15 protein-coding genes are annotated in these 15,660 nt (G+C 39.3%); 5 read left to right on the forward strand and 10 right to left on the reverse strand.

The genetic code is table 11. From position 1 onward, the window contains the following. Nucleotides 1-749: 749 nt before the first annotated feature. From IGL56_RS12070 to yfmF, 5 genes are all read right to left on the reverse strand, one after another. A complete protein-coding gene (locus IGL56_RS12070) occupies nt 750-1,466 on the reverse strand; it encodes a PBECR4 domain-containing protein (protein ID WP_002354895.1) in 717 nt (238 codons plus the stop codon). A 545-nt stretch (nt 1,467-2,011) separates the two neighbouring features. Beyond that, nucleotides 2,012-2,590, reverse strand: coding sequence for a CDP-diacylglycerol--glycerol-3-phosphate 3-phosphatidyltransferase (gene pgsA / locus IGL56_RS12075; protein ID WP_002365382.1), 579 nt, complete (start codon nt 2,588-2,590; stop codon nt 2,012-2,014). Nucleotides 2,591-2,714: 124 nt separating this feature from the next. After that, nucleotides 2,715-3,581: a RodZ domain-containing protein gene (locus IGL56_RS12080; RefSeq protein ID WP_002359020.1), complete on the reverse strand. Its 867-nt coding sequence runs from the start codon at nt 3,579-3,581 to the stop codon at nt 2,715-2,717. A gap of 167 nt (nt 3,582-3,748) precedes the next feature. After that, nucleotides 3,749-5,053: an EF-P 5-aminopentanol modification-associated protein YfmH gene (yfmH, locus tag IGL56_RS12085; RefSeq protein ID WP_010816057.1), complete on the reverse strand. Its 1,305-nt coding sequence runs from the start codon at nt 5,051-5,053 to the stop codon at nt 3,749-3,751. Next, on the reverse strand, nt 5,046-6,314 hold the full coding sequence (gene yfmF, locus IGL56_RS12090; protein ID WP_016622583.1) for an EF-P 5-aminopentanol modification-associated protein YfmF: 1,269 nt from the start codon (nt 6,312-6,314) through the stop codon (nt 5,046-5,048). The genes yfmH and yfmF overlap by 8 nt, the downstream gene beginning before the upstream one ends. Before the next feature lie 208 nt (nt 6,315-6,522). On the opposite strand from yfmF, the gene mscL reads away from it, so the two are divergent. Next, nucleotides 6,523-6,972, forward strand: a complete 450-nt coding sequence (mscL, locus tag IGL56_RS12095; protein WP_002354883.1) for a large conductance mechanosensitive channel protein MscL — start codon at nt 6,523-6,525, stop codon at nt 6,970-6,972. A 40-nt stretch (nt 6,973-7,012) separates the two neighbouring features. Here the strand turns inward: mscL and IGL56_RS12100 are convergent, their stop codons facing one another. The 3 genes from IGL56_RS12100 to treR all read right to left on the reverse strand — a co-directional run bounded on the left by IGL56_RS12100 (nt 7,013) and on the right by treR (nt 9,638). Next, entirely contained in the window at nt 7,013-7,726 is a 714-nt protein-coding gene (locus tag IGL56_RS12100; protein ID WP_065813776.1) for a WxL domain-containing protein, read from the reverse strand. 95 nt (nt 7,727-7,821) lie between these two features. After that, nucleotides 7,822-8,529, reverse strand: a complete 708-nt coding sequence (locus IGL56_RS12105; protein ID WP_010816061.1) for a WxL domain-containing protein — start codon at nt 8,527-8,529, stop codon at nt 7,822-7,824. A gap of 395 nt (nt 8,530-8,924) precedes the next feature. Beyond that, nucleotides 8,925-9,638: a trehalose operon repressor gene (gene treR / locus IGL56_RS12110; RefSeq protein WP_065813775.1), complete on the reverse strand. Its 714-nt coding sequence runs from the start codon at nt 9,636-9,638 to the stop codon at nt 8,925-8,927. Nucleotides 9,639-9,899: 261 nt separating this feature from the next. On the opposite strand from treR, the gene IGL56_RS12115 reads away from it, so the two are divergent. The 3 genes from IGL56_RS12115 (at nt 9,900) to IGL56_RS12125 (ending at nt 14,364) form a co-directional block, all read left to right on the forward strand. Beyond that, entirely contained in the window at nt 9,900-12,644 is a 2,745-nt protein-coding gene (locus IGL56_RS12115; RefSeq protein WP_025189125.1) for a glycoside hydrolase family 65 protein, read from the forward strand. Nucleotides 12,645-12,658: 14 nt separating this feature from the next. Beyond that, on the forward strand, nt 12,659-13,309 hold the full coding sequence (gene pgmB, locus IGL56_RS12120; protein WP_231428268.1) for a beta-phosphoglucomutase: 651 nt from the start codon (nt 12,659-12,661) through the stop codon (nt 13,307-13,309). A 461-nt stretch (nt 13,310-13,770) separates the two neighbouring features. Further along, nucleotides 13,771-14,364, forward strand: coding sequence for a PBECR4 domain-containing protein (locus IGL56_RS12125; RefSeq protein WP_065813773.1), 594 nt, complete (start codon nt 13,771-13,773; stop codon nt 14,362-14,364). A gap of 240 nt (nt 14,365-14,604) precedes the next feature. On the opposite strand, the gene pepG1 is transcribed toward IGL56_RS12125, so the two are convergent. Next, on the reverse strand, nt 14,605-14,748 hold the full coding sequence (gene pepG1, locus IGL56_RS12130; protein WP_002367458.1) for a type I toxin-antitoxin system toxin PepG1: 144 nt from the start codon (nt 14,746-14,748) through the stop codon (nt 14,605-14,607). Between the two features lie 343 nt (nt 14,749-15,091). After that, the gene (locus tag IGL56_RS12135; protein ID WP_002383214.1) at nt 15,092-15,217 is read right to left on the reverse strand and encodes a hypothetical protein; all 126 of its coding nucleotides are present in this window, start codon (nt 15,215-15,217) and stop codon (nt 15,092-15,094) included. A gap of 204 nt (nt 15,218-15,421) precedes the next feature. Here IGL56_RS12135 and IGL56_RS12140 point away from each other — a divergent pair, with 204 nt between their 5' ends. After that, entirely contained in the window at nt 15,422-15,628 is a 207-nt protein-coding gene (locus tag IGL56_RS12140) for a CPBP family intramembrane glutamic endopeptidase (protein ID WP_224561207.1), read from the forward strand. Nucleotides 15,629-15,660: the final 32 nt, after the last annotated feature.

Raw genomic sequence — 15,660 nt, forward strand, 5'->3', positions numbered from 1 at the left:
GATACAGTAATCGTGTGCTTGTCAAATAGCTGAACTAGTATTGGATTAAACCAAACAATGGCGACTATTACTAACGAAAAATATTTAGTCACGCTTTCCAGCCTTATTACATACAACAATCCAAAGAAAATTAGTAAACTAATAATGATATCTTTATAAGTAAAAAAATGTTCATAATTCATAATTTTTTTCGTTTCATCTCCACTCAACTTGCTTAACTATTCAAGGTTTAGGTAAATCACGTTTCCCATTTTCTCACATGATCGTTCAAAGAAACAGAACGTTGTTTGGTGTTTTAAAACGTAAAAGTTGAGCAACATATCCTGTCTAAACATTTACTTGGCAGTTTATTTATAGAAAAATTGTTACTTTCCAAATTTTTGTATGCTTTTTAGAAATGAAACCAAGCTTATGTTTTAATGTTTCTTATGCAAATCATTAAAACGAAATCCCCCAAATTTCGCAACTCTTATCATTTCAGATTGTGATGTTCGTCCAATTAAAAAGTGATAGTACTTCTTAACGTATAGTTATTAAATTTTAAATTCAAAGGGGCTACTCTCTTTAATTTTGTTTCTGATTTTTTCTAAAAGTACTGTTATGTAAGTAATAAGTTCTATACTGGACTTGTAATAGAAAATAAATTTAATTCTTTACAAAAATTAGTATAAGAGAACCCCTTTTTTCATTCTACGACATCATTAGCTGACGATATATAGCAAATTACAAACTAAGTTAATGACGTAATCTTACTTTTTTCTTCTTTTTTTCTTACTTTTTTCTGCCTGTATTTTTTTAAAAAATTCTTGCCTATCTTCTAATTTCCAAGTACCCTGTTCTGTTCTTTCATATATCCAAATTTTTGTACACCGACAGGCGTTACGAAACGAGGTATGTTGTTTCGCTTCTTTATCCTGAGCAAGATTTAAACAAGAACGAGGAATTGAGAATTCTGGATGATCATGATATAAGCCAATCCCTAAACCAATCTTAGGCGTACTGATTGTGTTCGTCATAGGAATTGTTCTTAATTGTCCGTCAGCGCCTATTCTGACCACATCTGTCTTTATGCTTTTAATGTATTTCAATACCTGAAGCTTATCTTTTACTTTTCTTGTACTTTCTACCCAACATTTTGAAAAGTTCAATTTATTTCTTTTAAAGTCTCTATAAAATTCAATAGCATACTTACTTTTCGTTCTTGACTTAGAGGTTTCTCTTTCATTAATATCATAATAACTTATCCCAATTAAGTGCAGAATACTCTCTCTAGTAAAACAAACTTCTAGTTTTTCTTGTTTACTTTTCACGTTTCTTTTATAGAAATAAACTATTTTTTTATTAACAACTTCTACATCTAAAATTTCTAAAACGGCAATAAGTTCATCAAATAAATCTTTACAACTTAAATCACTTGCTACTAATTCTGTTAATCGGAAAGTTTTAGTTACTTTAGCTTCACCCATTCCATCCCTCCTCTACGTTTTCATTTTGATAAAAAAAAAACAAACGTGCAAAAAGCACGTTTGTTGAAATATCTCATAAGAGGGTGCATTATTTTCAGCTTTCGCCTAGGCTCCTTCTAAGCCTTCGTACTTTAAATAAATATGCTGATAGTTTATCAACCCTCTGGCTACTAAATGTATCAGCCTCTAGATCCTTTGTTCATAACGACTTGAAACAGTCAGCTATGAATTGAGAAGTATCATTGGAGTGTCATGCACCGTGACACTGAAAGTAAGTTTTCGATGATTGGCTCTATCATCACTCCAGATAATCTGGTACCCTTTCAGGTGAGTTTTACCTCCAGAAATTCTATATGAGCCATAAGAATTTCTGACTTCTTTCATCCACATTATAGCTAAATCATAGTCTCTTGTCAAATAAAAGCAAACAATTGTTCTCTAAATTCAAACAAGATATCTATTCACACTGAACAGAAAAAAGATTCACCAATTTTACCTTTGAACCTTTTTTCATTTATGCTTTTATCAAGCAATTTTTTATATGGTTACATCGAACCTTTAAAAACATCTTTATTCTTAGCAAAATAATCAACACCAGAGTAAATGGTGAAAATCAAGCAGGCATATAGCATGATTTGATCTAGTGGTAGATGAAGTGCTGAAAATGGAATGTTGTTAATGAATAGTAAAATAATTGCAACCATTTGGGTAGCTGTTTTTACTTTTCCTGGCCAAGCTGCTGCCATTACTTCGCCATGTTCGACTAATAACAACCGTAAACCAGTTACTGCCAATTCACGACAAACAATAATTGCTACAATCCAAGCGGGTACTTTGCCTTGACCAACTAAGACGATAAAGGCGGTCATCACTAGCATTTTGTCCGCTAATGGGTCCGCAAATTTTCCGAAGTTCGTCACCAAGCCTTGTGCACGGGCAATTTTGCCATCCAACCAGTCTGTAAAACTAGCAACTGCAAAAATAATCGCGCCCACTAATTGGGTAACGGCTAACGTTGTGTCGCCAAAACTAATCGTTCCCCAGTCCATTGGCACTGACACAATAATAATAAAAATCGGAATCATAAATATTCTTAAAACTGTTAATTTATTTGGTAAATTCACTTCAATTGCCCCTTCCTTCTCCTGTTCTATTTTACGTTATCTTGCTGGCAGTGTCACGAAAAAAAGAAAAGAATCTGGAATAATTGCCGTTTGACAGTTTATCCAGATTCTTCTTACACAATTTCTAACGATACGTAATCCCTAATGTAACATCCTTACGAATTAAAACTGGCGTTTTTTCCAGTGTTAAATCGGCGCCATCGACTTGAATGGCGACGTTATTTGAGGCGCCTAGAATCAGTGTTGCATTGGCGGCATTCGCAGGTAAAGCTGTTGTTTGGGTCTCTCCTGCTTGCAGGGTGTGTTGGTACGTATAGTTGCCATCGACCATCACGCCAATCCAGCAAGAGCCTTCAGTCCCTTTAAAGGTAATGTTGATTGGACTATTCGCATCTTTAACCGTTGCAGTCACTTGATTGTTAGCATCACTCACCACAGCCACAGCTGTTTTCTTCTCTGGTTCGCTTGAAGAAGACGGCGGTGTACTACTTTGTGTGCTACTTTCTGGGGCTTGACTTGATTCTTTGGGTTTTTCCACACTGGCACTAGTTGCCGGTGTTTGAATAATCGGTTCGGCTTTTTGATCTTGCCACATAATGTACAGCACTACGACCGCAATGGCTAAACCAATTAACGAAAAGGCAATGGCTGGTAAGTTCCGCAGTAACCAACTGGATTGCTTTTCTTCGTCATGCAATTGCTTACGTGATCCTTCAAGCTCTTCATACACTGGCTTGGGTTCTTCGACAATTGCTGGTTCTTTGCCATCATAGATATCTACCAATTGATTGCCATCTAAGCCGACCGCACTTGCATATTGGCGGATAAACGCCCGCACATAAAAGGTGCCTGGTAAGGACTCAAAATCGTTTTGTTCAATAATTTCTAAATATCTTTTTTGAATTTTTGTCATTTGTTGCAGTTCATCAATTGAGATGTTCTTCTGCAATCTTGCTTCTTTTAGTGTTTCTCCAATATTTACGCTGGCCACTCGTCCATCTTCTCCAGTCTATTTTGTTAATTTATCGATTGTCTCATCAGTCTTTTTCAATTGCCAAGGAAAACATTCCCGTCCTTTAAGAATACCACAAAAGAAGCCAACTGAGGATAACAAAATTGAAAGATTTCAAAGATTTTTCTTTTTCTTAAACAGTTGGTTTATTGCTCGGTTTCTCCTTTAGGATACATGTAGAAACGGCTCAATCCCTCTTCACGAATCAAGGTCTCTGCTACTTGGCGGACGTCGGCTAATTGAATGCTTTCAATGACTTCAATCTTATCAAACAGCGTGGTTTCCCCAAACAATGATTGTGAAAATTGGTTAGCGATATACTCTAAAGAGTTTAATGATTGGAAATATTTACCAATCATTTTTTTCTTCAATAAGGACAAATTTTCTTCCGTTAATTCTGGACTTGTTGTGGCAGATAATAAAATAGCTTCAATTCGTTCTGCTAAGACTTCTGGTTGCTCACTATCGCCGCCAATATCCGCAAAATGGAAACTGCGATCTAAATTAAAGTCATAACTAAAACTATCATCTAACAAGCCTTCATCATAAAGAGCCAAATAGTTTTGAGAGGTATTACCAAACAATAATTGTAACAACAAGTTCACGATGACTTGATATTTCATTAAGTCACGACCCGTTGTTGGCACTTCATCTAAGCCTTTCAAACCAACAAGCACTTTTGCCCGTGTGACTGCCATTTCAATGGCGCTCTCTTTGACAATGTCAGCAGCTGTTTCTTCAGGAAAATGCCGACGAATAGGTTGGGCGGCAGGAAACTCTTTCGCCGCTTGGTTTTCACGGATGAAGGCCATTAACGCTTCAGGGTCCATTTTCCCTACCACGAATAAGGTCATATTACTTGGATGATAAAACGTATTGTAGCATGTATACAAATCTTCTGCGGTAATCTCCGCAATACTTGCCACTGTACCGGCAATATCAATGTGCAATGGATGTTTCGGATAAAGGTTGCCTAAAATCCCAAAGAACAAGCGCCAGTTAGGATCATCTAAATACATTTGAATTTCTTGTCCGATGATGCCTTTTTCTTTTTCGACCGTTTCCTTCGTGAAATACGGCGATTGCACAAAATCAAGCAACGTTTCTAGATTTTGTGTCACTTGATCCGTCGTTGAAAACAAATAACTCGTTTTCGTAAAACTGGTAAAGGCATTCGCTGAAGCCCCTTGTTGCCCAAATTTTTGGAAGACATCGCCATCTTCTTTTTCAAACATTTTATGTTCTAAAAAGTGGGCGATTCCGTCAGGCACTTCAATCATTTCCTCTTGACCAATTGGCACGAACGTATTGTCGATGGAACCATAATCGGTCGTAAACAAGCCATACGTTTTTTGGAAATCATTTTTCGGTAATAGGTAAACCTTTAAACCATTTTCCAGTGTTTCTGTATACAATGTTTCTTTAATTTGTGCATAGTCTTTTTTAATCATTTTCCGTTTCTCCTTCCAAAAAGAAGATCGCTTGAAGTTCCAAGCGTTTGGCTACTTCTTGGATTTCTGGAATAGTCACGGCATTAATCCGCGCAATCCATTCCTCCGCCGTTAGCATCGTCTGCGGCATTAATTGGTTCAAGTATTCTTTTTCCAGCCACGCGCCTGCATTATCTAACGCTAAGATATACTGATTTTTTAGCATTGCTTTCGTTTGTTCAATTTCTAATTCGCTAATCTTACCTAAGCGAATATTTTCCAATTCTGTCGAAATCAAACGCAAGACCTGATTCCGATTTTTGCCATCGATTCCTGTTTGAACCGTCATGAAGCCACGGAAAGTGTCGATACTACTAGAAGCATAATACGCTAAATGTTCTTTTTCACGGACATTCATAAATAATTTAGAATGCGGGAAACCGCCAAAAATCCCATTAAACACTTGCAACGCAAAATAATAGCTATCGCCATAATAAATATCCGTGTTGTAAGCCAAGTTTAATTTCGATTGGGCTAACACCTCACGCTCGGTCCGCTCTTCAATCACGTTGCGAATTGGTTGATTGTAGAAAATCGCGGCTTTGCCTTCTTCACGAGGCGTAAACGGTAATTGCTTGAATAACGGCACTAGCTCCGCCTCATTGACATCACCTAAAACAAAAATATCCACTTGATCTTCCGCCAGCATTTTTTGATAATACGCTGCTAATGACGCCGCTGTTTCCTCAGCTAACGCCGCAACGGTCCCGAAACTAGGGATTTTTTGATCCTCCGATTGATTAAAATAGACACTTTGAAGCGCCAAAGAGGCATAGGTTTGCTTATCCTCCACAATACTTTCCAAGTACGCTTTCAAGTTCTCTTTCTCCCGTTGAAAGGTTTCCGCCTCGAATTGGCCCGCTTGAATATTGGGGGCAAAAATAATTTCCTTCAAAAAGTCCACCGCTTCGGCGAGAACCTGACTATCCTGTAAATAATGATCATTGACAATGTTCATAGAAATATTAAACCAATGTTGATTGCCTTTTTTGGAAACGCCAATCCCAAAGCTGGCGCCGTAAAGCTCCGCCAAACGCTCACTTAACTTGACTTGATTCGGGTAATTCAAGCTGTTGGTTTCCATTAAACTGGACAACAGCGTTCTTTTTGTAATGGTTTCATGATTTAATCGTGTATTAAAGCGGACTAAAAGACGCACCGTTTTATATTTTTCTGTAGGAATGACGTGTAAATTCACGCCTTTAACTAATTGAACAGACATTGCCGCATCGCTCCTTCATTTGCTTCATCTTACCTAAAGAATGCTGTGAAATATATGTATCGCGTAAATTCTAAAGCATTTTTTAATGTTTTTTCCAATAGCTCCATTATAACACAGCTTCAGGTGCTTTCTGAATGATAAGAGTTTTTCAGTTCAAATTTTCAAGAAGATTCGGTATACTGTTTTTAAAGTGAGGAGGGAAAAAAGAATGATTAAAGAATTTAAAGAGTTTATCATGCGCGGGAGTGTCTTAGACCTAGCCGTCGGTGTTGTCATTGGTAGTGCGTTTACAGCGATTGTGACACAAGTGGTGGAAGGCTTGATTACCCCGTTGATTAGTCTGATTTTTGTCTTGACGACTGGGAAAAAGAGTGCCGACGATGCATTGGGTGCCCTTGTTTATAAAGTCGAAGGCGTTGAATTCAATATTGGTAGCGTGATTAGTGCACTTATTACATTTTTAATTACGGCCTTCGTCCTCTTCTTGATTGTCAAAGCGGCCAACAAAATGAAAAACCGTGGCAAAAAAGAAGAAGCGGCAGAAGAAGAAGTGGTACCAACGAGCGAAGATTACTTAAAAGAAATTCGCGACTTGCTAGCGGCGCAAACACCGCCTGCTGAAACTGTCAAAACAGACAGCACCTTCACAGAGAAATAAGCAAAAAGTCATCCTGAGGGGATGACTTTTTTGTTTGGCCTTAGATTGATGGTCCTGCGACGAGGTTCCAAGTGATGTTGCCTGTGTAGTTCCCTGCTTTAATTTCGTAGGCTGGTGTCGTGATGTTTAAAGAACTACTAAACATTACAAATTCCCATAACCCTTGGCCTTTTCCTGTAGTAGCGTTAGCCATAAGAACAGCTCCCCCCCCTAAAGGAAGGGTCCAAGCTCGTCCATTAGCAATAACTTCAGGTTGCGTTAGTGGATCTAACAAATTAGTATCTTGAATAGTATATTTATTATTTTCCACCTCATAGATCAATGGATACAAAGTAATATTAGCTGTGATATTACCTTCTAAACTCTCATTGCCTAGCTTCATACCATCTGACTGAGCAGTCAGATGCCAGCCTTCTTTTGTTCCCCGTAAATCACCTACACCAACAGCTTCTACATGCCCATTAAACCCATCATCTTTTTTATTAGGAATTGGTTGTGTTAAATCATCGGAAATTGACAATTTTCCAAAATCAAATTCTCTTGGAATAAGCAGTAAATCAAAATTACCATTCGAACCTTCTGGATCAGGGTCAACTGTATTAGGATCGCCACTACCATCTGGCAACGTGCCTCCCTCAAGCTCCACCTGCACAGGCGTATTCCCTGTCGTCACCGCCTGTGCTGAAAGTGGTGCCAAACTTGCGCCAACTACGGCGCTACCAGCCAATAAACTTGCCATTATTTTCTTTTTCATCTATGTACGCTCCTTTGCTTTCAATTCGTCTATCAAGTACAGAACAGCAAAAGTAACGATTGCTGTTCTGTACTTGATTCTTTCATTTCTTGTATTTAGATTGATGGTCCTGCGACGAGGTTCCAGGTGATGACACCTGTGTAGGCACCTTTTTTAAGTTCTTGCATTGGTGTTGTGACGTTTAATGTCATATTTTCGAAACGTCCTGCCCAAGTTCCTTGCCCTTTACCAACAGTTGCATTCATTAATGTAGTAGCACCACCACCAATTTTCATGCTTGTTCCACTGAAATCAGGAGCTGTTGGATCATTAGCAATGCTTACACCATTTAAAGTAGCAGCTAGTCCATAATAAGGTTGTTGAGTAAGATCAGTGATATATCGTGCATAGTAACCTTGTAATCCAAAGTTAATATCACCCGCTAGTTCATCTGTTCCATTACTCATCTTCATTAGTTCACCTGTTACATGCCACCCTTCTTTAGTACCACGCACATCGCCTACCATAAGAGCTCTGTATGTCATTGAATTTGCTTTGATAGCAGATAAATCATCATTAATTTTTGCAAGAGGAAAGTCAAAACTTCTTGGAATGGCTAATAAGTCAAAATCTGTATTTGGTTTAGTTGGGTCTGGATCTACAGTTCCACCAGTATTATCCTCGTGGTCTGGCAACACACCCCCACCAAACTCCACCTGCACCGGCGTATTCCCTGTCGTCACCGCCTGTGCCGAAAGTGGTGCCAAACTAGCGCCAACTACGGCGCTACCAACCAATAAACTTGCCATTATTTTCTTTTTCATATGTACATCTCCTTTAACATCTTGAATTCCCAGTGCGCCCTAGTTGTTTCTTTGGCGCTGCTGAAGCTATGGCTTTATTATACAAGATTCCCCCTTGTCTGTGATTTTAAATATTGAACAGTTCTTATCAAAAAACAACATTTCCTTTAAAAGCAACGTTTCCCCTTAGTTTAAAGGCTTTTTTTCAACACTTATTGATATTTTTGGCTGTTATTTAATGGTTTTTCCGAAAAAATGCTTTAATAAACAACGAGAAAACGTCACAAAGTAGAGGTCAAACTCTAACTTTGTGACGTTTTCTCCTAAAATCTTATACATTTATTCGTAGTTACAGCGAAAAAACCGTAATTTTTTATTTAATGACAGCCGTTTTTATATTTGTTCGTCACTAAGACTTACAATTTACGGCGACGGGCGAATTCCACAAACTTAAATTTGTTTAAGCGGTGACGAGATTCCGTATAGCCAAAACAGCGGGTATCTTCCAAGTTCATGATACTACGGACCACGACAACATGATTGCCTTCCACTTCACCAATCAGCTGCTTATCCATCTCTGTGAGCGGTTCCACGGTAATCTCTTTCTGGGCGTAACTAATCGCCAAGCCAAGGTCGTTTTCCAGATAATCGAAAATCGAATCTTCGGCACGGTGCTCCGGCAGTTCTGGGACAATCTCTTTAATCAAGTAATCAATATCTAAAATATCGACTTCCCCTTCAATCTCCCGTTGCCGAACTAAGCGCCACACAGGGGCCCCTTCCGTCCAGCCAGTCAACTGAGCCAAGTTGCGCTCCACAGGAATTTCTTCTAAGGAAACCACATGCGTATGACTTTCAATATGTTGCGTTTGTTGTAACTCCTTGTAACTGGTCACCCCTGAAATAGGAAAATTAAACTTTTTAAAGTTGAGCACAATCGAGCCTTTGCCTTGTTTTTTCTGAATGTAGCCAGCGTTAATTAGTAAATTCAAGGCTTTCCGAATTGTTTCACGGGAAACATTGTAGGTTTCCACTAATTGATTTTCACTAGGTAATAAATCGCCTGGCTGATAGTCGCCTTGGACAATTTGTTGTTCTAATTCTAAAAATATGTCATGAAACTTGTTCATGCCGATCCTCCTCTACCAACAATTTCTTTTCTAAAAGCATAGCATATTCCCTCCGAAAAACCTAGAGCTGGTCAGAAAAATCCACCGCACTTTCTGCCTTACTTACGCCACAAACTCCCCCAGCCAAACCACTACTTGACCGCCTTTTTTTCGGACCCAGCGCAGTCGGTTGCTGCCCCCTTCTGGAAAAGTTTTCCCAAGAATCTAGGGAAAATCCTTGTAATTCTGATTCGTTCATACTATACTGTAGTCAAACGAAACATGTCTATACAAGTTCACAAGGAGGCGCCAAACATGACTATTTTAGAATTAACATTCGCAACGAACCAACTAACGACGACTTTTTTTAACCATAAATTGGAACCGCTTCACCAAAAAACGTTCCCTTTTGAAGCCTTGACTATCGAAGAAACGGTTCCTGAACTGTGCCAATTGATTGTGGCAGAGGCTGCGCCGATTCTGGGGGGGATTGTGGCTGATTTCCCAGCGGATTTCTTTTCGCCAGAGGAAACGTTGGCGCTGGTTCCGCAAGCGGTGATTCAAGCATTCGCGGAACAGTTGAACACGCCACTTTTAACGGCAGCCGAACAAGCGTCGGCACCGAATCTGCTGGCAGCATTTGAAGAAAAACGGCAATATCTGGCTTGGCATTTGGACTATTATGGCTACGTGCCTGGGAAAAATGAATATGCGGTGGAGTCCCTGTTAACTGTCGGCAATGGCTTTTTAGGCTTGCGCGGCACGACACCTGAGATGACGATTTCTGATGATCATTATCCAGCGACCTACATTGCGGGGCTTTATAATACAGCGGCTTCGGAAGTTGCGGGTCAAGTAGTGGAAAATGAAGATTTCGTCAATGCTCCTGACAACCAACACATCGCTTTAAAAATTGGCGATGCCACTGACTGGTTAACGATTTCCCCAGACACGCTACAACAATTACACCGTCAATTGAACTTGAAAACGGGATTGTTTGTCGCAGAAATGATTTTGAAAGATGCGGACAATCAGCAAATTAAATTAACGACGAAAAAAATCGCCAATATGGCACAGCCGAATGACTATCATCTGCAATATACGTTTGAGCCGTTAAACTTTTCGGCCCCGATTACTTTGAAAACCGTCACGGATGGCAGTGTCTACAACTATAACGTGGCGCGGTATCGCAACTTAACAGCCAAACATTTTCAGGTGACAGCATTAAGCGCGCAGGAAAACAAAACCGTGATTGAGGTTTGTACCAATCAATCCAACTTGAGCGTCCGAGAAACGGCCTTGATAACTGGTGATTTTTTTGAAAAAGAAGCGATTACGATTCAAGAAGAAGCGGAAAAAATCGCCCAAGTGGTGACCGTGATGGCGCACCAAGGAACACGCTATACGCTAGAAAAACAAGTCTTTGTGCAAGCCAGCCACGCCGAACAAAGTTGGCAGGTACCGTTTACGCCGAAGGACTCTTTTGCGGCCGCCGCTCAGGAAAGCGCCCGCGCTTGGCAAACCCTTTGGCAACAAGCCAACATTACCGTGACAGGCGATTTGATGTCTCAAAAACTTTTACGGATTCACAGTTATCACTTGCTGGCTTCGGCTTCGCCTTTTAGTAACCAAGCCCAAGCATTGGACGTCTCGATTACCGCCCGAGGCTTGCATGGTGAAGCGTATCGTGGACATATTTTCTGGGATGAAATTTTTATTTTACCTTTTTATATTCAACATTATCCTGACACAGCGAAACAATTGTTGCTGTACCGCTACCACCGATTAGAGAAGGCGAAGGAAAATGCGGCGGCCAGCCAGTATCGTGGCGCAATGTATCCGTGGCAATCAGGTCGTGATGGGCGTGAAACCACGCAAAAACTTCACTTAAATCCGTTGAATGGACATTGGGGCGAGGATCATAGTATTCTGCAACGACATGTGTCCTTAGCGATTGCTTACAATGCTTGGTTGTATTGGCATAGTACACAGGATCATGAATTTATGAAACAATATGGCGGCGAAATGTTGTTAGAAATCGCTCAATTTTGGAACAGCGCTGCGACGTTAGATGACGCAACAGGACGGTTCTTTATTGATAAAGTGATGGGACCTGATGAGTTTCACGAGGGCTATCCAGACCAAGCGGAAAGCGGCTTGAAAAACAACGCCTATACGAATTTGATGGTGGTTTGGCTATTCGAAGAATTAACCAACATTTTGGCACTTTTCTCTGAGGAAGAACAGGCACAACTTTTTGCCAAAACGCAGACCACTTCGGCTGATCTAGCCCGCATGCAGCAAATTCAAAATTCACTGGAAATTGAAGTTAATTCTGACGGTATTATTGCGCAATATGAAGGGTATTTCGGCTTAAAAGAGATTGACTGGGCGGCGATGAAAGAGAAATACGGCAATATTTACCGCATGGATCGAATTTTAAAAGCCGAAGGAGAATCCCCCGATGATTACAAAGTGGCGAAACAAGCCGACACGTTAATGTTGTTCTACAACTTAGACAAAACTCGGGTGGATCAAATTTTAGAAGATTTAGGGTATCAATTGCCTGCGGATTATTTGGAAAAAAATCTTTTGTATTATCTAAAACGGACGTCTCATGGTTCGACTTTGTCACGAATTGTTCATGCCCAATTGGCAGAAATGGCGCAATTCCATGAGCTATCTTGGCAACTTTATCAAGAAGCGTTGTATTCCGATTATCGTGACATTCAAGGTGGCACGACCGCTGAAGGGATTCATACAGGGGTCATGGCTGCGACGATCCACGTTACTTTAGCGACGTATGCAGGCGTTGACACGCGCCAGAACGAGTTATCAATTTGTCCAAATTTACCTGAACATTGGCAAGCGCTGGCGTTCCAGTTTATTCATCAAGGCGTGACGTATCAATTTTCATTAACACAAACCAGTGTCACGATTACAGCAGATAAAGACACACAATTATTGGTTCAGGGCGCGTTGATTCCGTTAACCGCCGAACGACCAAAAGAAGTACATTATCAATAAAGGAGCGAACCACAATGACGATTGGATTTATTTTTGATTTGGATGGTGTCATTACTGACACCGCCAAATTTCATTATCAAGCTTGGAAAGCGTTGGCCGATTCGCTAGGTATTCCCATTGACGAAACCTTCAACGAAACATTAAAAGGCATTAGTCGGATGGATTCCTTGGACCGCATTTTAGCCCATGGCCACCGTGAAAATGCGTTTACTCCAGCAGAAAAAGAAGCCTTAGCTCAGCAAAAAAATGACCACTACGTTCAATTATTAGAACATTTAACGACAGAAGATGTTTTACCTGGTGTCGTGCCATTGCTAAAGCAAGCTCAAGCACAACACATCCCCTGTGCCGTGGCTTCGGCTTCAAAAAACGCGCCCCTGATTTTGGAAAAATTAGGCGTGCGCGCGTACTTCGCCACAATTGTCGATCCCGACTCATTAAGCAAAGGCAAACCTGATCCTGAAATCTTTTTATCCGCCGCTGACAGTATTGGCGTGCTACCGCAAAACGCCATTGGCTTTGAAGATGCCCAATCAGGCATTGACGGCTTGAAAGCCGCGGGCATCTATGCCGTCGGCTTGTCGGCCAGCCAACCCTTAATCGGAGCCGACATGCAAGTTTCTGAAATGACTGAACTAAGCGTTGATACACTGCTCAATCGCTAAAGAATGACAAGAACCTTTAGCAGCAGGCACCTCTTTTCATCTACATTGTATCTATGCTAGAATGTAGATGAAAAGAGAGAGATGCGTCAACACACCTCTCTAGTGTAGAGCCGTTTGAGACGGTGACCTTTTGGATTAATTAAAAATAACCGTACTTGATCAAATTTGACGGTTATTTTTTATTGTCATTACACTCCATTATTGGTTAAAAAGGATTGAGTTGAACGTGGTTCTGTGGTAGACTTTTATTAGAAACAAGTAGATGTTTCTTGATGATCAGGCATCATAATAACTCAATACTGAAATCGGAAGTAATAGCCGATAGTTGGCGAGCAACAGAAAAACTCGATATAGAATTGGACGTAGAGCCAATAGTTGGTGAGCAACAGAAAAACCTGAATTATATTTGAAGTTTAAAGAAGGCAAGCTAAGCTTGGCTTCTTTATTTATAGGAGAAACTAATGATTGAGAAAAAAGATTTTGACACAATTAGAAAGGCGTTCTTAATTTATGACACCAACTTCAATAATCATATGTTCACTTATACATATCAACATCGGAAAACAAAGAAATTGTTAGAAATGAACGTTCAATTTGAAGCTGGGAATTTTATGCATTTATGCGGAGTTGACTATTATCAAATAGATAAACAAGGGAGCTGTAAATTTCGTTTTAAGGCTACTCAATTTTACAGAGCTTTAAAAAATAATAAAGTTTCACTGCGCGGGATTAAACCTAAAGATGATGGAACCACAGGCCAAAAATTACAAGTAATTCCTCTATTAGAAATGCTTATTTCTCCAGGTGTACGAGTATGCGATGGAGGAAAATTTTATAATTTACAGTATGAAAAAGCAATTCGCTCAGGCAAAATGATTGTGGCGTTAACATGTAAAGAGAATAACAAAAAGTACGTCCCACAATCTTTATTATCGTTAATAAATCAGCCACGAAAGAGCCAATCGGAATCTTTAACTGAATCCCATGAAGTAATTAAAATAAGTAAGTCTGAGCTGAATAGCACCTCAGTAATTGAAGTTTACGATAAATTTTAACAAAAAAGCGGGCTAAACAGACTATAGGGAAAGAGAAAAAGCCCAGAGGTTTTTCTCCTCTTTAACAGCTTTTAGGATTTCACGGATTAACGCTAAATTTATTCGTGCTTTTCGGGGAAATGTGCTATAATGAAAATGAAAAGAGAGATATGCTTCAACATACCTCTCTGATGCAGAGCCGTTTAAGACGGTGACTTTTTGAATTATTTAAAAATAACCGTACTCGGTCAAAGTTGACGGTTATTTTTTCTTGTCATTTTTAAGCAATTTCACAATCAGTGCAATCAAAGCAATGGTAAACATACCAAAACCTAGGATCGTCTGAATTGTTTCATATGCTGACAAAAGGCCTCTCCTTTCCGTAAATTTTGGAAGTACGCTCATACGCACCACCTCACTTTCAGATTAGATAGCCACCGCCATAACTTCTCTACACTTAGATTATACCATGTAAAACTAAAAAATAATTAGTTTCAAATATATTTTTTTAGGGAAATGTGCTATAATGAAAATGAAAAGAGAGATATGCTTCAACATACCTCTCTGATGCAGAGCCGTTTAAGACGGTGACCGATTTTGTTACAAAAAATAACCGTACTCAGTCAAAGTAGACGGTTATTTTTTATTGTCATTTTTAACAGCTTTTTAGTTTCCAAGGACCAATACTTTACTATTAGCAACGAAGTTCACGGTCCTTTGTGCTTGTCTCCACGTTCATTTCTTTTGCTTATTGTTTAAATCCTACTAACGGAAAAATGAAATCAACGAATTTTATCCCCGCATAAAAACATAGGGCAAACATCAAAATCTTAATTAAGATTTTGACAATTGGTCGTTCAGTTATCTTTTTCATTTGTATACTCCTTTCCAATATTTTTAAAGCTCCAACCTTTTTAATCTTTTTGACATCTATATTTTATCTAATTATAATAAAACTCACAATAGAGGAAGCATCATTTTTTCATTTCCTTTTTATTCCTTGATTAGTAGTTCAATTTGTAAACATATCATTCTGACAAAATAGAAAAGGAGGTTGTTATAGTATCGAGACAAAATTATCTACAAAGAAAAAAACACCTCTCGAAGTGTCTTATGTAAAATATTTTTTTCTGGTCTTTTTTTTGGTCTTAGCCATGGACTATTACCATCAATTTCCATGCTTTTTTATTGTGGAATGGGCTGGGTTTTAGCCTCTACCTATTATTTCTGTAATAACAATCTCACGTATCCTCTTGCGATTCATTTGCTATTAAATAATTTATAATACACAAAAAAACCCGCCCACATCAGAAAAAT

This window comes from Enterococcus sp. DIV1316a (assembly GCF_050536915.1).
Lineage (GTDB): Bacteria > Bacillota > Bacilli > Lactobacillales > Enterococcaceae > Enterococcus > Enterococcus faecalis.